Source organism: Streptomyces resistomycificus, from assembly GCF_001514265.1.
GTDB lineage: Bacteria > Actinomycetota > Actinomycetes > Streptomycetales > Streptomycetaceae > Streptomyces > Streptomyces resistomycificus.
In genome coordinates this window covers 101838-118950 of record NZ_KQ948999.1, presented here as the reverse complement: position 1 = coordinate 118950, position 17113 = coordinate 101838, and the positions used below count along the sequence as shown (strand labels likewise).

Here is a 17113-nt window from a genome sequence, read left to right as displayed (position 1 = left end):
CACCGTGAGCGCGATCGGAGCGCCACGCGCCCGGAGGCGGGGCACGCGCGTGTGTGCCCCGCCCTCACCACAGAAGGGGCGTGTGTCAGGCCGGCCGTACCACCCGGTAGATCGACGACTCTCCGTCGTAGTAGATGGACTCCTCGCGGACGTACGCGCCCGGCTTCGGGGCGTGGATCATCATGCCGTTGCCGATGTAGAGGCCCACGTGGCTGATGTCGTCGTAGAAGAAGACCAGGTCACCGGGCTGGGCGGCGGAGAGCGGGACAGTGGTGCCGGCGTCGACCTGGTCGTAGGTGGTGCGGGGGAGGGTGACGCCGGCGGCCTTCCAGGCGGCCTGGGTGAGGCTGGAGCAGTCGTAGGAGTCGGGGCCGGTGGCGCCCCAGACGTACGGCTTGCCGATCTGGGTGCGGGCGAAGGTGAGTGCCTTCTCGGCCTTCGCGGCGTACGAGGCGTCCGTGACGGGGGCCGGCGAGGAGCTCGACGAACCGGTGCTCGTCTCCTGCCCGGCCGCGGCCTCCTCCTGGGCCTTCTGCTCCGCCGCCTGCTGCCGCGCCAGTTCCGCCGCCTTGCGCGCGGCCTCCTGCTGCTTCTCCCTCTCGATCGCCGCGAGCCGTGCCTTCTCCTCGGCGGTCAGCTGCGACAGCAGGGCGCGGGCGTCGGTGAGCTTCTTCTGGACGGTGGCCTTGGCGGTCTTCAGGTCGCCCTGCGACTCGGTGAGCGTCTCCAGGCTCCGGGTGGCCTCCCGGCGCTTCTCCATCGTCGCGGACTGCTCGGTGACGTAGTCGTCGACCGCGCCCTTCTGGCGATCGGTCATCCGGCCCATCAACTGGGTCTGGTCGAAGTAGTCCTGCGGGGAGTCCGCGAGCAGGAAGGTCGCCGTGTCGGGGGCGGAGGCGCCGGTGCGGTACTGGGCCGCGGCGAAGGAACCCAGCTCCTCCCGTGCCTCGTTGAGCTTCCGGGTGCGCTGGGCGACGTCGTCGAGGAGGGAGTCGACCTGCTTGCGCTGCTTGGCGGTCTTCTCCTGGGCCGCGTTGTACTTGTCGGTCGCCGACTCGGCCTGCCGGTACAGGTCGCCGACCTTCTTCTCGACCTCTTCGAGGCTCGGTCTGTCGTCGGCCGGGGCGGCGTTGGCCGACTGGGACAGCAGGGCCACGGAGGTGAGGGCGGCCGTGGCGAGAGCAGGGGTCCGTATGCCTGCTACGCGCGTACCCGAAGGACGCGACTTGCGGTGCGACGCCAAGGGAGGCGACTCCTTCCACGTTCCGCCTACCGAGTTAGCTGTCGGGTTCGGGCGGGTGGTTAGGAAGGTTTGCCCTACGGCCTTCCCCGGCGGGGATGCGGGCCGATTCACCCCAAGTTCGGTGGGTCCCCGGCTCCGGGCGCTCGGCGGCGCGTCGGACTCGGCGGAGGCCGCGCGGCCCGGCGACGTTCGCCGGAGGGGGTCGTACGGCCTGCCCGGAACGGTAGCCAACTGGTGTGGCCCCTGTGAAGGTTGATGTTCGATATGCCCGATACATTTTCGTGACCTTTGGTCAGGGCGTCGCGAGTCGCGTCCTGGTCAAGGGGTTGAGTCCTTGTTTGTGGCATTTGAGGTGATCGGAAGTTTTCGCCTGCTTCGCGGTATCGGCTCGCACCCCCGTCGCGGTCTGGTACCGGGGGATCACCCTCTGCTGAGGTCCCGCGGGAATCGGGCGATGTTCTCGGGGCGGCGGCGGGGTGTCAGTGGGGCGCCCTAGACTCGGAGGGCGATGAGCAGCCTCTTTGATGACAGCTTCCTGGCGAACCTCCAGGCCCCTCGCGGCCACGAGGAGGAACCCCCGCCGCCGCCCGAGGACGATCACGTACCGGAGCCCGTACCGGACGATCTGTTCGCCGGGAAGTTCGACGTGCCGCCGGACCGGGACGCCTACTACCGCGACGGCGCCCCGCGCCCCGCGGTGGACCCGGCCGCACTGCTGGAGGGGCTGAACGAGAACCAGCGCGCCGCCGTCGTCCACCACGGCACCCCGCTGCTCATCGTGGCCGGCGCCGGCTCCGGCAAGACCCGCGTGCTCACCCACCGCATCGCCCACCTCCTCGGCGAGCGGAACGTCCACCCGGGCCAGATCCTCGCGATCACCTTCACCAACAAGGCCGCGGGCGAGATGAAGGAGCGCGTCGAGCAGCTCGTCGGCCCGCGCGCCAACGCGATGTGGGTGATGACCTTCCACAGCGCGTGCGTACGGATCCTGCGCCGGGAGTCGAAGAAGCTGGGCTTCACGTCCTCCTTCTCGATCTACGACGCCGCCGACTCCAAGCGTCTGATGGCCCTGGTCTGCCGTGACCTGGACCTCGACCCCAAGCGGTTCCCGCCGAAGTCCTTCAGCGCCAAGATCAGCAATCTGAAGAACGAGCTGATCGACGAGGAGGACTTCGCCGCCCAGGCCGGCGACGGCTTCGAGAAGACCCTCGCCCAGGCCTACGCGCTCTACCAGTCCCGTCTGCGCGAGGCGAACGCCCTCGACTTCGACGACCTGATCATGACGACGGTCAACCTGCTGCGCGCCTTCCCGGACGTCGCCGAGCACTACCGCCGACGCTTCCGGCACGTCCTGGTCGACGAGTACCAGGACACGAACCACGCCCAGTACGCCCTGGTCAGGGAGCTCGTCGGCACCTCGGAGCACCCGGTCGACGTGCCTCCCGGCGAGGACGACCTGCCGCCCGCCGAACTGTGCGTCGTGGGCGACGCCGACCAGTCGATCTACGCCTTCCGCGGCGCGACCATCCGCAACATCCTCCAGTTCGAGGAGGACTACCCGGACGCGACGACGATCCTGCTGGAGCAGAACTACCGGTCCACCCAGACCATCCTCACCGCCGCCAACGCGGTCATCGAGCGCAACGAGTCCCGCCGCCCGAAGAACCTGTGGACCAACGCGGGCGCCGGCGCGCGCATCACCGGCTACGTCGCGGACACCGAGCACGACGAGGCACAGTTCGTCGCCGAGGAGATAGACCGTCTCACGGACGCGGGGGACGCGAAGGCGGGCGACGTCGCCGTCTTCTACCGTACGAACGCCCAGTCCCGTGTCTTCGAAGAGATCTTCATCCGCGTCGGCCTGCCCTACAAGGTCGTCGGCGGCGTCCGCTTCTACGAGCGCAAGGAGGTCCGGGACGTCCTGGCCTACCTGCGCGTCCTGGCCAACCCGGAGGACTCGGTACCGCTGCGCCGGATCATGAACGTCCCCAAGCGCGGCATCGGTGACCGCGCCGAGGCGATGATCGACGCCCTCTCCCAGCGGGAGAAGATCAGTTTCCCGCAGGCGCTCAAGCGCGTCGACGAGGCGTACGGCATGGCCGCGCGCTCCACGAACGCCGTGAAGCGGTTCAACACGCTGATGGAGGACCTCCGTACGATCGTCGAGTCGGGCGTCGGCCCGGCGACCGTCCTGGAGGCGGTGCTCGAACGCACCGGCTACCTCGCCGAGTTGCAGGCCTCCACCGACCCGCAGGACGAGACCCGGATCGAGAACCTCCAGGAACTCGCGGCCGTCGCGCTGGAGTTCGAGCAGGAGTCGGGGGAGGGCGAGGCGTCCGGTTCGCTCTCGGACTTCCTGGAGCGGGTGGCCCTGGTCGCCGACTCCGACCAGATCCCCGACGAGGACGAGGACGGCTCCGGCGTCATCACCCTGATGACCCTGCACACCGCCAAGGGCCTCGAGTTCCCGGTGGTGTTCCTGACCGGCATGGAGGACGGCGTCTTCCCGCACATGCGCGCCCTCGGCCAGGCCAAGGAACTGGAGGAGGAGCGCCGGCTGGCGTACGTCGGCATCACCCGCGCGCGGGAACGGCTGTATCTGACGCGGTCGTCGATGCGCAGCGCGTGGGGGCAGCCCTCCTACAACCCGCCTTCCCGCTTCCTGGAGGAGATCCCGGCGCAGCACGTGGACTGGAAGCGGACGGGTGCCACGGCGCCGGTGTCCTCCGGCCCCGTGTCGGCGGTGGCGTCCTCGCTGTCGTCGTCCCGTTCTCGCTCGTCGGCCTCGGGCGCGTCCGGCTTCGCCACGCGCCGGTCCTCGGAGAAGCCCGTGGTGGCGCTGTCGGTCGGGGACCGGGTGACCCACGACCAGTTCGGGCTCGGCACGGTCGTGGCCGTCAAGGGCACGGGCGGCAACGCCGAGGCGACGGTCGACTTCGGGGAGGCCAAGCCGAAGAGGCTGCTGCTGCGATACGCGCCGGTGGAGAAGCTGTAGGAGCGCAGGCGGGTGAGTGGCTGAGCAGACGGAGGCGGTGGCGGGGCGGAGGCTTTGAGCCGGGGGCGCGGGTCCAAGCCTCCGCCGGCTCCGCTCCGGTTTCCTGCGCCGGACCTACGTCGGGTCGATCCCGTGGCTGCGCAGCCACGGCAGCGGGTCGACGGCCGACCCGCCGGCCGGCCGAACCTCGAAGTGGAGGTGCGGGCCGGTCGAGTTGCCCGAGTTGCCGGAGTACGCGATCGGGTCGCCGGCCTTGACCGTCGTGCCGGAGGCGACGCGGTAGCTGGAGAGGTGGCAGTACCACGTCTCCGTGCCGTCCTTCGCGGTCACGATCATCATGTTGCCGTAGGCGCTGTTCCACTGCGTCCGCACGGTGCCGTCGGTCGCGGCCATCACGGTCGTGCCGTAGGAGACCGGGAAGTCGATACCGGTGTGCACGGACATCCAGTTGATGCCGGACTGGCCGTAGTAGGCGCTGAGCCCGTGCTGGGCGACCGGCAGGGCGTACTTGGGGCGCAGCCGCTCCTTGCGGGCCGCCTCCGCCGCCGCCTTCTTCTTCTCCGCGAGCTGCTGGGCCTTGAGGTCGATACGTTCCTGCGTCCGGCTGGCCCGGTCGGCGAAGTCGTCGGCGCCGGCGGTGAGGCTCTCCAGCTGCGTGTCCAACTTGTTGTTGGCGGCGGACGGCTTGACCGCGGTCGTGGTGTCGGACGCCGTCGTCACCGCGTCCTGGCTGTCGTCGGCCAGGGCGCTGACGGACGCGGCCGCGATCCCCGCGACACCCATCACACAGGCCGAGGGCACGGCCACCGTCAGCAGCGCGGAACGCTTGGGCGGCGTACGGCGGCGGGAACGCGACGCCCCGCGGGCGGCGGCACGCGAGGTGGGAGCGGCCACGGCCGGTGCGGATGCCGGGGTGACCTCTTCCTGGTCGTCGAGGAGAACCGTGTCCGTCGCGACGGGCGTCTCGCCGGTGGCGGCCAAGTCGGCGTCGTGCGCGGTGGTTTCGTCGTAGGGACCGTCGTACGACTCGTCGTACGCGACCTGCTCGAAGGCGGCCGTCGCGTGCTGCTCGTACTCCTCGTGGGCCGGCGTGCCGGCACCGCCGTCGGAGTTCCACTGCGTGGCGTCGTACGCGCCGGTGTCGAAGGCCTGCGTGCCCCATTCCCACTGCTGGGTCTGGTCCGCCTGGCTGCCGGCCTGGTCGGGCTGGAGCCAGGTGCTCGCGTCCCACTGGCCGCTGGCGTCGGGGCTCGTGGCCTGGGGCGGGATCGCGGACAGCTGCTGCTGCTCGGTGTTCCACTGCGTGGCGTCGTACGCGCCGGTGTCGTAGGCGGCGTGGTGCTGGGCGGCGTACGCGTCGTAGTTCAGGGTCTGGTGACTGCCCGTCGACCATGTCTGGGCGTCATACGAACCCGTGGACCCGTCACCGGGAAGGTTGCCGAACAGGGGGTCGGCCTCGAAGGACGCGGTGGCCTGGCCGGAGGTGTCGAATCCGGTGCCCGACGTGGCGTCAAAACCGTTGGCGTCGTAGGCACCGTACGTGGTGAAGTCGTCGTACTGGGCTTCCTGGGTGCCGTACGACGCGTAGTGCGACGAGGCGGCGTCGGAAGCCGGAGCCGGGGTGGTCATTGTCCCCGACGGGTGACGGTCGTTCACCAACTTCTCTTTCGCCTCGACAACAGGGGCTGCCAGAGCAGTGCGGCGACTGTACCCGGCGGTATGCGGGCACGACAATCTTCGGCTGGTTTTAGGCGCGCAGGAAACGGGCATTCGGCTGTGTTTCGGGGGACGGCGGGCACGGGTTTGGCCCTGTGTTCGGAGCGTGTTCGATTTCAGTCGGTTGTTCAGGTGCTGTCGGCGGACTGTCGGCGAGCTTTGTGGGCGGTCGTCGGCGGGTTCGTCGGCGGGTGCGTGGCGGACGGTCGGGCGCGGTCCGCTTGTGGTGCTGTCACGCCACCGTCAGACCGCCTGGACGCGCCTCGGCCTCGGCTGCTGTGCGTGCCGTGTCGAGCACTTCCCGTATTCCGGTTGCGACGGCGGGGTGCACGGGCAGGGCGAGATGCCCGATGCCGCTCACCCGCACGTTCTGCACGCTCAGGTCGGGGTGGTTGATGCAGGCGGTCTCCAGCGGGTCCATCAGGTGGTCGAGGTCGCTCCAGTAACTGACGAAGTGCGTACGGCAGCCGGGCGCGGGCCGGGTCAGCTCCTCGAGCAGCTCAGAACCGGGGCGCATCTGGCGCACGATCGGGTGCGCGTTCGCCAGCCGCACCACGTTGGTGCCGGAGTGCGGGGTGCCGAGTGTCACGAGCGTGCGGACGCGGAGGTCACCGCCGAGCCGCTGGACGTAGTACCGCGCTATCAGCCCGCCGAGGCTGTGCCCCACGATGTCGACCTGTTCCCGGCCCGTGCGCTCGCAGATCTCCTCTATGTGCCGGCCCAGCAGCTCCGCCGCAGTGCGGATGTCGCAGGTCAGCGGCGAGTAGTTGAGCGACTCGATCTGCTGCCTGCCGTGCTGGGCGAGGCTGCGGCGCAGCAGCACGAAGACCGAGCGGTTGTCGATGAACCCGTGCAGCAGGACGACCGGGGGTTTCGCCTCCGTGGGCAGCTGCGGCGTGGCGCCGTCGTCCGGGGAGGGGACCGGGTGCCCGGGGGACCGGCGCTCCTGGGTGATGCCGGAGGGGTAGAGGAGCAGGTGGCCCGCGAGGATCGCGATCTCCAGGGCGGTGGCCTTCAGGAGTGCCAGGGAGACGCCGGCCAGCTTGCCTGGGAGTCCCGGGAGTCTGTCCGGAAGGAGGCGTTGGCAGAGCGGGAGAAAGGGCAGTGCAGCCCCGGTGACCTTCATGGCCGACCTCCTGTCGGCGCGCGGAGGACGGCTTCGTCCCCCGTGTGCCCTTGGTGGGGGAGGCGTGGCGGAGGTCTTCGACGGAGCGCGAGTGGGGCACGTGGGGTGAGGTGGTGCGCGGCGCGTGCTTCCGGGTGCCGGTACGTGTGGTCCTTGGGGGTGCCGGTAGTGCCGGGTGGTGCGGGTGGCGGCGATGACGCCGGTGGTGGTGGCCCTGGTAGCGGTCGTGTTGTGGCGGTTGCGGCGGTTGTGGCGGTGATGTGGGTGGTGCTGGTGGTGCGCCGGTGACGTGACGAGCTTCCTGCCGGTGTGGCGCCGAGGCTCCCCGCTGTCGTGCTTTACCTGCCCTGCGTGCCCTTCGTGCCCTCGCCGAAACGCCCCACTGCCGCGGCGCGCGATCTGCGGCGCGGCGGTGACGCGACCTCGTCGCGGCTCCCGAACGTGTCCCACGTGTGATTTCCCCCTCGGTATCCACCGCGAAACTGCCGGTTGCGGGATCCTGGCGATAACGTTCGTTCACTTTCCCTGCCGGTGCGGTACTTGTCGGTACGTTTGGATGTAGTCGCTTCATGGAGGCAGTGATGGGTGTGGCAGCCGGTCCGATCCGCGTGGTGGTGGCCAAGCCTGGGCTCGACGGCCACGATCGCGGGGCCAAGGTGATCGCGCGGGCGCTGCGCGACGCCGGTATGGAGGTGATCTACACCGGGCTCCACCAGACCCCGGAGCAGATCGTCGACACCGCGGTCCAGGAGGACGCCGACGCGATCGGCCTCTCGATCCTGTCCGGGGCGCACAACACGCTTTTCGCGGCCGTGATCAAGCTGCTCAAGGAGCGCGACGCGGAGGACATCCTCGTCTTCGGCGGCGGGATCATCCCAGAGGCGGACATCGCGCCGCTGAAGGAGCAGGGCGTCGCGGAGATCTTCACGCCGGGCGCGACAACGGCTTCGATCGTGGACTGGGTACGGGCGAACGTGCAGCAGCCTGCGGAGGCCTAGGCGGACGGGTTGCGATGGCGGGCCTGCGGCGATGGGCCGGGCTGCGGGCACCACGTCAGTGGGGGCCCGTGGCTCTTGGCTTTCACTACCTGGCTTCCGCCAGGGGGATCTGCCGTCTTGGCTGCATCACCAGGCTCTCCGCCACGGCCCCCGTTTCAGAGGGCTCGTCGTCGGACCTCCGTGGGTGTCTGGGACCTCGTCGTCGAATGCCGGGCGGGGGAAGGTCCCTGTCGGGCCGCGCCGCGGGACCGCCCCTACCGCCAGGACCAGGACGCGTAGCCGCCGACCGCCCCCACCCCTACGTCACCCCCACCCCTACCTCGCAGCACCTCTGCGCACGTCACCCCCGCCCCAACGGCGCTCCCAGCTCTACGCCGCACGTCACCCCCGCCCCAACGGCGCCCCCAGCTCCTCCGTCATCGCCGCCCGCAACCGCAGCGTGGTCACCAGCCTCTGGAAGGCCTCCGCCCAGTACCCCCCAGCTCCGGGCGACGCGTCCTCCGTCTCGTCCGGCACCGCCAGCAGGCCGTCGAGGCGACTGACCTCGGAGGGGTCCAGGCAGCGCTCGGCCAGGCCCATCACTCCGCTGAAGCTCCACGGGTAACTCCCCGCGTCCCGCGCGATGTTGAGCGCGTCCACCACCGCACGTCCCAGCGGCGCGGCCCACGGCACCGCGCACACCCCGAGCAGTTGGAACGCCTCGGACAGACCATGCGCCGAGATGAATCCGGCGACCCATTCGGCCCGCTCGCCGGAGCCCAGCGTGCCGAGCAGCTTGGCGCGCTCGGCCAGCGACACCGCGCCGGGGCCGCCGGCCTCGGGTGCCTCGGGCGCCCCCAGCAGCGCTCGCGCCCAGTCGGCGTCCCGCTGTCGCACCGCCGCCCGGCACCACGCCGCGTGCAGCTCGCTCTGCCAGTCGTCCGCGACCGGCAGCGCCACGATCTCCTCGGGCGTCCGGCCCCCCAGGCGTCCCGACCACGTGGTGAGCGGGGTCGATTCCACCAACTGGCCGAACCACCACGATCGTTCACCCCGCCCCGCCGGCGCCTTCGGCACGACTCCGTCGCGCTCCATGCTCGCGTCACACTCGTGCGGCGCTTCGACGGTGAGGGCAGGTGCGTCCCCGGTGTGGTCGACGGCCACGCAGGCCCCGGCGCGAACAGCCATCCGCGCCGCCAGCGCCGAACCCGGCAGCGCCGACAGCAGTTCCGCCGCGGTCGCACGCACATTGCGGCTCCGGTCGGACAGGGCCTGCTCCAGGAACGGCTCGTCCTCCGCGGCCAGCCCGGTGCGCAGGGAGTCGAGGAACATCAGCCGGTCCTCGGCCCGCTCCGTCGCCCAGGTGGTCGCGAGCAGATCGCGGGCGGCGGCCGGCTCGCGGGCGCGTATCGCTGCGAGCAGAGCGACCCGCTCGGCGAACAGCCCCTCCTGCCATAGCTGTTGAACGCTGTCGGTGTCCTCGGGGGCCGGGAGAGCGGTGCCCCCGCCGGGCGTCGCGCGCAGGGCGAACCGCCACTCCGGGTTCAGCCGGGCGAGCCACACGGCACGCTGTCCGGCGAAGGCCAGCGCCGCCGGCCGCAGGTCGGTGCGTCCCCGGGCGGCGTCCAGGAGCGCGGGCAACATCTCGGGCGGCGCGGCGAACCCGCGGGTGTTCGCCGCCGCCAGCCACTGCGGAAGCAGTTCCATCAGGTCAGGAGCCGCACCTCTGCGGCCACCGCCACCGGCCCCGGGGCGGTCGGCCAGGAGCATCGACAGCCGACGGGCCGCCGCGGCGGGCAGCGGCGGGCGCGGATCCCGTGCCGCCGGTTCCGGACGCCGGGCCGCCCGCCCGGGGCGCAGGCCGGCCCGCCGCCGTACGGTCTCCACGGCCGCCGCGTCCAGCAGCGCCACGGGCGCCTCTCGGCCCGGCGCCGAGCCCGGCGGTGTGCGTCGCTCGGTGCCGAGCAGCGCCGCCGTGACCAGTTCCTCCCAGACGTTCGCCACCGGCGAGCCCGCGGGAGCGGAGGTGCTGTTCATTCGGGTCCTTTCCGTGCGGGGCCTGGAAGTGGCTGAAGGCGCGTCAGCCACGTCGACCTGTTCAGTCGGTTCAGCGGTCCGGTCAGCACAGGCGCACCGCCTCGCCCGGGCCCTCCGGCCACGCCGTCAGCGGGGTGAAGCCGCGGTGGCCGCACTCGCCGAAAACCTTGACGGGTGCGCCGCCCGAGAGGGCGACCAGACGCCACAGGCCCGGGCGGGAGCGGGCGGCGGGGGTCAGTGGCAGCGCCTGGTCCCCGTCGGCGTCCGCCAGCTGCCAGGAGTCGCCGTCCGGGGTCGGTACGACCCTGTCCAGCGTCACCGGGACGGAGTCCAGCCAGGGGTCGTCCCTGAGGGCCGTGCCGTAACGGTCGGCCGCCTGGGCCGGCGTCACTCCCGGCGGCCGGCTCGTCGCGGGAACGGGCGGGGCGAACTGCTCACCCAGGGCCGCCCGTAGCTGCCCGGCGCCCGGATAGGCGGCCACCTCCGCGTCCAGCGCCAGCCCCACCGGCAGCGCGAGTTCGGGGGCGCGGCCGGCGGCGCCGTAGGACAGGAGCAGCACGGTGCGGGTCGACTCGGCGCCGTACAGCCATATCCGCCGGGTCGTCAGTCGGGCGTCCGCGGTGTCGTACTGGGCGAGGACCAGCCAGCGGTCACGCACCGGAGGTCCGTCCGGGGAGGCGGACAGGCCGATCCGGGAGCGGACCGTCGCCGCCAGCCCCTCCGGGAGTTGCTCCCGGCGCAGCCAGCCCTGGTCGAGGAGGTGGAGCAGGGCGCACTCCTCCAGCAGCCGGACCGGCCAGCCGGGACCGGACGCCGGGACCGCCCCCAACTCCCGCACCCGTGCCGCCAGTCCGGAGGCCTGCGCGTCCACCATGCGGGCAGCGGTCTCCTCCCACAGTCCGTACCCGGCCTGTTCCGCGCCCGCGAGGCCGCCGCGCACCAGGTCCGTCAGGCGCTGCTCCAGCTCCGTGGCGCCCGCGGTGACCCGCTCGGCCCGGCGTTCGGCCCTGCGCCGCGCCGCCTCGGGATCACCGGAGCCGGACGAGGAGCCGGCCGCGCCCGCCGCCCTCTTCTCCGTCGCCCGCTTCCTTCTCCCCTCTATCCACTCCCCGGCCCAGTCCGGCGGCTGGGCAGACGTGACCACGCCGTCCCCGCCGGCCCAGAGCAACAGCAGCCCGAGCGCGTGCTTGCACGGGAACTTGCGGCTCGGGCAACTGCACTTGTACGCCGGCCCCGCCGCGTCCGCGATGTCGACGACCGTCTGATACGGCTTGCTGCCACTGCCCTTGCACAGCCCCCACACCGTCCCCTCGTCGCAGCTCCCCGCCTCGGACCACGGCCCTGCCGCACCGAGTTTGCTTCCCGCTTTGCGTGATGAGGCGTCAGGCGCCAGCGCCAGCACCTGATCCGCACTCCAGCGCACCCCCTGCTGAGTCATGAGTCGAAGGTAGGTCCCACCACTGACAATCGGCCCCGCGAGCCGTGCCGCCGGGCTGGCCTGGGAGGCGTCTTCGCAGGTCACAACGCGTTGTCAGTGCCGTGGTGCACGGTGGACACCAGATCCGAACCGGCCGAGCTGGAGGGGGCCTCAGCCATGACTGTGTCCGTGGAACCGATGTCTGTGGAAGTGTCCGACGGGAAGCCGTCCGCCGCGTTGCGGCCGCACGCCGAGGACGCCTTCGCCGGTGAACTCGCCGCGCTCGCCGCGCAGGACGACCGGCCGCGCCCGGAGCGCTGGAAGCTGTCGCCGTGGGCAGTGGCCACCTACCTGCTCGGCGGCACCCTGCCCGACGGCACGGTGATCAGCCCGAAGTACGTGGGGCCGCGCCGGCTCGTCGAGGTCGCCGTCACCACGCTCGCCACCGACCGTGCCCTGCTGCTGCTCGGCGTACCCGGCACCGCGAAGACCTGGGTGTCCGAGCACCTGGCCGCGGCGGTCAGCGGCGACTCGACGCTGCTGGTGCAGGGCACGGCCGGCACCCCGGAGGAGGCGATCCGGTACGGCTGGAACTACGCGCAGCTGCTCGCCCGCGGCCCGAGCCGTGACGCCCTGGTGCCCAGCCCGGTCATGCGGGCGATGGCGGACGGGATGACGGCCCGCGTCGAGGAGCTCACCCGCATCCCGGCCGACGTGCAGGACTCGCTCATCACGATCCTGTCGGAGAAGACGCTGCCGATACCGGAGCTGGGCCAGGAGGTGCAGGCGGTTCGGGGCTTCAACCTGATCGCGACCGCCAACGACCGGGACCGAGGGGTCAACGACCTGTCCAGCGCTCTGCGCCGCCGCTTCAACACGGTGGTCCTGCCGCTGCCCGAGAGCGTCGAGGCCGAGGTCGACATCGTCTCGCGCCGCGTCGACCAGATCGGCCGCTCCCTCGACCTGCCTACCGCGCCCGACGGCGTCGACGAGATCCGCCGCGTCGTGACCGTCTTCCGCGAGCTGCGCGGCGGCGTCACGTCCGACGGGCGGACGAAGCTCAAGTCGCCCAGCGGCACGCTCTCCACGGCCGAGGCGATCTCCGTCGTCACCAACGGGCTCGCTCTGGCAGCCCACTTCGGCGACGGCGTGCTGCGGGCCGGCGACGTGGCCGCGGGCATCCTCGGCGCCGTGGTCCGCGACCCCGCGGCCGACCGCGTCATCTGGCAGGAGTACCTGGAAGCGGTCGTTCGCGAGCGCGACGGCTGGAAGGACTTCTACCGGGCCTGCCGGGAGGTGAGCGCGTGAACGACCCGGACGACCTGGGGTGGGGGCGGCCCGGCGGCGGCTCGGTGACGGTGTCCCGGGAGGCCGGAGGGCCGAACGGGCACGGTTCGCGGTGGATCTGGTGGCGAGGGGGACGGTGTGGCAGGTACTGAGGAGTCCGGGAGCGGGTGGCCCGTCGCCGGTCCGCTGCTGCTCGGGGTGCGGCACCACGGGCCCGGTTCCGCGCGGGCCGTGCGGGCGGCGCTGGACGCGGCCCGGCCGCGGGTCGTGCTGATCGAGGGACCGCCCGAGGCCGACGTCCTGATCCCGCTGGCCGCGGACGAGGACATGCGGCCCCCGGTCGCCCTTCTCGCCCACGCCGTGGACGAGCCCGGCCGCTCGGCGTTCTGGCCACTGGCCGAGTTCTCCCCGGAGTGGGTGGCGATCCGCTGGGCCCTGGAGCACGACGTGCCGGCCCGTTTCATCGACCTGCCGGCCACGCACTCGCTGGCGTGGGGGAGGGACGGGGACGACGTGGGTGCCGATCCGGGCAGCGTCGGAGGCGGTGGCGACGGCGGCGACGACGTGACCGGTGATGACGAGGCCGTGGCCGGCGACGGCGAGGCCGTGGTCGGTGCCGACGTGCGGGTCGATCCGCTCGGGGTGCTCGCCGAGGCGGCCGGCTACGACGATCCGGAGCGGTGGTGGGAGGACGTCGTCGAGCACCGGGGGGTGGGCGCGGGGGACGCGTTCGTGCCGTTCGTCGTGCTCGAGGAGGCCATGGGGGCGCTGCGGGAGGAGTACGGGAGCGGGGGCCAGGACCGCGATCTCGTGCGGGAGGCGTACATGCGGCTCCAACTGCGCGTGGCCCAGCGGGAGTTCGGTGACGGTGTCGCCGTGGTGTGCGGGGCGTGGCATGTGCCCGCTCTGCGGCGGAAGACCGCCGTCACAGCCGACCGGGCCCTGCTGAAGGGGCTGCCCAAGGTCAAGGCGGACATGACCTGGGTGCCGTGGACGTACCGCAGGCTGTCACGGCACAGCGGGTACGGCGCGGGCATCGAGTCGCCGGGTTGGTACGGGCATCTGTTCGGCGTGCCGGACCGTCCGGTGGAGCGGTGGCTGACCAAGGTGGCGGGCCTGCTGAGGGGCGAGGACCGGCTGGTGTCCTCGGCGCACGTCATCGAGGCGGTGCGGCTGGCGGAGACACTCGCCGCGATGCGCGGTCGGCCGCTGCCCGGGCTCAGTGAGACGACCGACGCGGTACGGGCGGTGATGTGCGAGGGGTCGGACGTGCCGCTCACCCTGGTGCACGACCGGCTGGTCGTGGGCGACGTGCTGGGGGAGGTGCCGCAGAGCGCGCCCGCGGTGCCGTTGCAGCGGGACCTCGACCGTACGCAGCGCAGGCTCAGGCTCAAGCCGGAGGCGCTGGAGCGGGAGTTGGAGCTCGACCTGCGCAAGGACACCGACGCGGAGCGCGGCAGGCTGCTGCACCGGCTGCGCCTGCTGGGTGTCGGGTGGGGCGAGCCGGTGGCCTCCCGGGGGAGCACGGGCACGTTCCGGGAGACGTGGCGGCTGCGTTGGGAGCCGGAGCTGTCCGTGCGGGTCGCGGAGGCCGGGGTCTGGGGCACGACCGTGCTCGGCGCCGCGACCGCCAAGGCCGAGGCGGACGCCGTCTCCGCGCAGGGCCTCGCCGATGTCACCGCCCTCGCCGAGCGTTGTCTGCTGGCCGAACTGCCGCAGGCGCTGCCGGTGGTCATGCAGGTCCTGGCCGACCGCGCCGCGCTCGACGCGGATGTCGGCCACCTGGCCCAGGCCCTGCCGGCCCTGGTCCGTTCCCTCCGCTACGGCGACGTACGAGGCACGGACACCGGCGCGCTGACCGAGGTCGCCGCGGGCCTCGCCGAGCGGATCTTCGTCGGCCTGCCCCCGGCCTGTGCCGCGCTCGACGCGGACGCGGCACAGGACATGCGGCGCCATGTGGACGCGGTGCACGGGGCGGTGGGACTGCTGGGCGAGGCTGTGGTGGCAGACCGGCGTGCGGGGAGCGGGGCTGCCGTGTCCGGGGAGCGCGGCAGGGGCGAGGCGGCAGGGGCCGTGCACGGTGTGCCGGGCGACGGGGGTGGTGGCGTCGTCCCGGCCGGGCCCCACGGCGACCTCCGTGAGCGCTGGTGCGGCGTGCTGCGGGTGTTGTGCGGGCGGGACACCGTGCCCGGCGTCGTTCGCGGACGGGCCGTGCGACTGCTCCTGGACGAGGGGGAGTTGGAGCAGGAGGAGGCGGCTCGGTTCATGGGGCTGGCGCTGTCGCCGGGGACACCACCCGGGGACGCGGCCGCGTGGATCGAGGGCTTCGTCGGCGGGGGGTCCGGCGGCGGGATGCTGCTCGTGCACGACGAGCGGCTGCTCGGGCTGGTCGACGCCTGGCTGACGGGCGTGCCGGCGGACGCGTTCACCGACGTACTGCCCCTGCTGCGGCGGACCTTCTCGGCGTACGAACCGGGAGTGCGGCGGACCCTGGGCGAACTGGTCCGACGCGGACCGGGGCAGCGGGGGAGCGGGGCAGCGGCCGGGGGCGGCATACCCGGTTTCGGGGCCGACCTCGACGGCGAGCGGGCGGACGCGGTGCTGCCGGTGGTGCGCCTGTTGCTCGGGCTGGACGGCGAGACGGCGCCTGGTGACGACAACGACCTGGTGGGGGTGGCCTGATGACGACGACTGCGACGGCGATGACAGTGACGATGACGACGACCGACAGGCGGGGCGAGCCGTCGTGCAGAACCCACGTGGTGGACGCCGGACTGGGCGCCGGGCGTGGCGGGCCGGAGTTCCGGCCGGCGGTCGGCACGACGGCGACCGTGCCGGTGATCCCCCTCTGGGAACGGCTTCGGGCGGGGGTGCGCGGATGACCGTCGGGGCGATGGGACGGGCCGGTGCATCGGGTCGGTGGCCGGTCCGCGGCTGCCGGAGCAGGGGAGGGGCGCGATGACGGGCGAATCGACCGACTCCACGCAGGAGAGGCTGCGGCGCTGGCGGCTCGTCCTGGGGGGCGACGCGGCCGACGGCACCGGATGTGCGCTGTCCGGGCAGGACGCCGCGATGGACGGGGCGCTGACCGCGCTCTACGGCAAGGCGGACAAGGGGGCGGCGGGGCGGGACCGTTCGGCGGGGCTGGGGGCGTCCGCGCCGGCCGTGGCCCGTTGGCTCGGGGACATCCGTACGTACTTCCCCTCCTCCGTCGTCCAGGTCATGCAGCGTGACGCCATCGACCGGCTCGGACTGTCCACGCTGCTCCTGGAACCGGAGATGCTGGAGGCGGCCGAGGCCGACGTGCACCTCGTCGGCACGCTGCTCTCCCTCAACAAGGCGATGCCGGAGACCACGAAGGAGACGGCGCGGGCGGTGGTGCGCAAGGTGGTCGAGGACCTGGAGAAGCGGCTCGCCAGCCGGACCCGGGCCACCCTCACCGGCGCCCTCGACCGTAGTGCGCGGGTCAACCGGCCCCGCCACCACGACATCGACTGGAACCGCACGATCGCGGCCAACCTCAAGCACTACGTGCCGGAGTACCGGACCATCGTGCCGGAACGGCTCATCGGGTACGGGCGGGCCTCCCAGTCGGTGAAGAAGGAGGTCATCCTCTGTATCGACCAGTCGGGGTCGATGGCGGCGTCCGTCGTCTACGCGTCCGTGTTCGGGGCGGTGCTGGCGTCCATGCGGTCGATCAACACCCGGCTGGTCGTGTTCGACACGGCGGTCGTCGACCTCACCGACCAGCTCGACGACCCGGTCGACGTCCTGTTCGGCACCCAGCTCGGCGGCGGCACCGACATCAACCGGGCGCTGGCGTACTGCCAGTCGCAGATCACCCGGCCCGCGGAGACGGTGGTCGTGCTGATCAGCGACCTCTACGAAGGGGGCATACGCAACGAGATGCTCAAGCGGGTGGCGGCGATGAAGGCGTCGGGCGTCCAGTTCGTGACGCTGCTCGCGCTGTCGGACGAGGGGGCACCCGCCTACGACCGGGAGCACGCGGCCGCGCTCGCCGCGCTCGGGGCACCGGCCTTCGCCTGTACGCCCGATCTGTTCCCGGAGGTGATGGCGGCGGCGATCGAGAAGCGGCCGTTGCCGATACCGGAGAGTGTGTGAAGGACGAGAGGGGCCGGGCCTGGAGATTTGTCGACCCGCTGACCTGCGCGGTCGATCGATCCCGTTAGGCAAAACGGACATGACCGCCCATCGGTTGTGGAGGGGTTGCGCAACCGTGGGAGGGCCGTGCGAATATCGACGCGCCCGTCGGCGGCGCGTCACGCTCCGCTTCTTCCGCGCGGAGGACCTTCCC

At 72.2% G+C, this 17113-nt stretch carries 11 protein-coding genes and 1 riboswitch; of the genes, 6 read left to right on the top strand and 5 right to left on the bottom strand.

All coding sequences use genetic code 11. The annotated features are described in order from the left end of the window. Positions 1 to 85: 85 nt before the first annotated feature. On the bottom strand, positions 86 to 1243 hold the full coding sequence (locus AQJ84_RS30865; protein ID WP_030043167.1) for a C40 family peptidase: 1158 nt from the start codon (positions 1241 to 1243) through the stop codon (positions 86 to 88). A gap of 8 nt (positions 1244 to 1251) precedes the next feature. Beyond that, a riboswitch (cyclic di-AMP (ydaO/yuaA leader) is annotated at positions 1252 to 1402 on the bottom strand. 349 nt (positions 1403 to 1751) lie between these two features. Between AQJ84_RS30865 and pcrA the strand changes: the two genes are divergently transcribed. Further along, positions 1752 to 4238, top strand: a complete 2487-nt coding sequence (gene pcrA, locus AQJ84_RS30860; RefSeq protein WP_030043168.1) for a DNA helicase PcrA — start codon at positions 1752 to 1754, stop codon at positions 4236 to 4238. A 114-nt stretch (positions 4239 to 4352) separates the two neighbouring features. On the opposite strand, the gene AQJ84_RS30855 is transcribed toward pcrA, so the two are convergent. Then, complete coding sequence (locus tag AQJ84_RS30855) at positions 4353 to 5867, bottom strand: M23 family metallopeptidase (protein ID WP_053191831.1); 1515 nt, start codon at positions 5865 to 5867, stop codon at positions 4353 to 4355. Positions 5868 to 6186: 319 nt separating this feature from the next. Then, positions 6187 to 7080, bottom strand: coding sequence for a lipase family alpha/beta hydrolase (locus tag AQJ84_RS30850; protein ID WP_030043170.1), 894 nt, complete (start codon positions 7078 to 7080; stop codon positions 6187 to 6189). Between the two features lie 581 nt (positions 7081 to 7661). On the opposite strand from AQJ84_RS30850, the gene AQJ84_RS30845 reads away from it, so the two are divergent. Beyond that, positions 7662 to 8078: a cobalamin B12-binding domain-containing protein gene (locus AQJ84_RS30845; protein ID WP_030043171.1), complete on the top strand. Its 417-nt coding sequence runs from the start codon at positions 7662 to 7664 to the stop codon at positions 8076 to 8078. 381 nt (positions 8079 to 8459) lie between these two features. Here the strand turns inward: AQJ84_RS30845 and AQJ84_RS30840 are convergent, their stop codons facing one another. Both AQJ84_RS30840 and AQJ84_RS30835 read right to left on the bottom strand, forming a co-directional pair. Further along, positions 8460 to 10094 carry a DUF5691 domain-containing protein gene (locus AQJ84_RS30840; RefSeq protein ID WP_053191829.1) on the bottom strand — a complete coding sequence of 545 codons (1635 nt, stop codon included), beginning with the start codon at positions 10092 to 10094 and terminating at the stop codon, positions 8460 to 8462. 82 nt (positions 10095 to 10176) lie between these two features. Continuing rightward, positions 10177 to 11532: an SWIM zinc finger family protein gene (locus AQJ84_RS30835; protein ID WP_053191827.1), complete on the bottom strand. Its 1356-nt coding sequence runs from the start codon at positions 11530 to 11532 to the stop codon at positions 10177 to 10179. A 156-nt stretch (positions 11533 to 11688) separates the two neighbouring features. Here AQJ84_RS30835 and AQJ84_RS30830 point away from each other — a divergent pair, with 156 nt between their 5' ends. The 4 genes from AQJ84_RS30830 (at position 11689) to AQJ84_RS30815 (ending at position 16920) form a co-directional block, all read left to right on the top strand. Then, positions 11689 to 12819 carry an ATP-binding protein gene (locus AQJ84_RS30830; RefSeq protein ID WP_030043175.1) on the top strand — a complete coding sequence of 377 codons (1131 nt, stop codon included), beginning with the start codon at positions 11689 to 11691 and terminating at the stop codon, positions 12817 to 12819. A gap of 117 nt (positions 12820 to 12936) precedes the next feature. Continuing rightward, entirely contained in the window at positions 12937 to 15480 is a 2544-nt protein-coding gene (locus AQJ84_RS30825) for a DUF5682 family protein (RefSeq protein ID WP_030043176.1), read from the top strand. After that, the gene (locus AQJ84_RS30820) at positions 15480 to 15680 is read left to right on the top strand and encodes a hypothetical protein (protein ID WP_030043177.1); all 201 of its coding nucleotides are present in this window, start codon (positions 15480 to 15482) and stop codon (positions 15678 to 15680) included. The genes AQJ84_RS30825 and AQJ84_RS30820 overlap by 1 nt, the downstream gene beginning before the upstream one ends. 76 nt (positions 15681 to 15756) lie before the next feature. Continuing rightward, complete coding sequence (locus AQJ84_RS30815) at positions 15757 to 16920, top strand: VWA domain-containing protein (RefSeq protein ID WP_030043178.1); 1164 nt, start codon at positions 15757 to 15759, stop codon at positions 16918 to 16920. Positions 16921 to 17113: the final 193 nt, after the last annotated feature.

Excerpts from the sequence above, each read along its gene's own strand:
- pcrA (WP_030043168.1), top strand. The coding sequence starts at position 1,752 with ATGAGCAGCCTCTTTGATGACAGCTTCCTGGCGAACCTCCAGGCCCCT.
- AQJ84_RS30855 (WP_053191831.1), bottom strand. The coding sequence starts at position 5,867 with ATGACCACCCCGGCTCCGGCTTCCGACGCCGCCTCGTCGCACTACGCG.
- AQJ84_RS30850 (WP_030043170.1), bottom strand. The coding sequence starts at position 7,080 with ATGAAGGTCACCGGGGCTGCACTGCCCTTTCTCCCGCTCTGCCAACGC.
- AQJ84_RS30845 (WP_030043171.1), top strand. The coding sequence starts at position 7,662 with ATGGGTGTGGCAGCCGGTCCGATCCGCGTGGTGGTGGCCAAGCCTGGG.
- AQJ84_RS30840 (WP_053191829.1), bottom strand. The coding sequence starts at position 10,094 with ATGAACAGCACCTCCGCTCCCGCGGGCTCGCCGGTGGCGAACGTCTGG.
- AQJ84_RS30835 (WP_053191827.1), bottom strand. The coding sequence starts at position 11,532 with ATGACTCAGCAGGGGGTGCGCTGGAGTGCGGATCAGGTGCTGGCGCTG.
- AQJ84_RS30830 (WP_030043175.1), top strand. The coding sequence starts at position 11,689 with ATGACTGTGTCCGTGGAACCGATGTCTGTGGAAGTGTCCGACGGGAAG.
- AQJ84_RS30820 (WP_030043177.1), top strand. The coding sequence starts at position 15,480 with ATGACGACGACTGCGACGGCGATGACAGTGACGATGACGACGACCGAC.
- AQJ84_RS30815 (WP_030043178.1), top strand. The coding sequence starts at position 15,757 with ATGACGGGCGAATCGACCGACTCCACGCAGGAGAGGCTGCGGCGCTGG.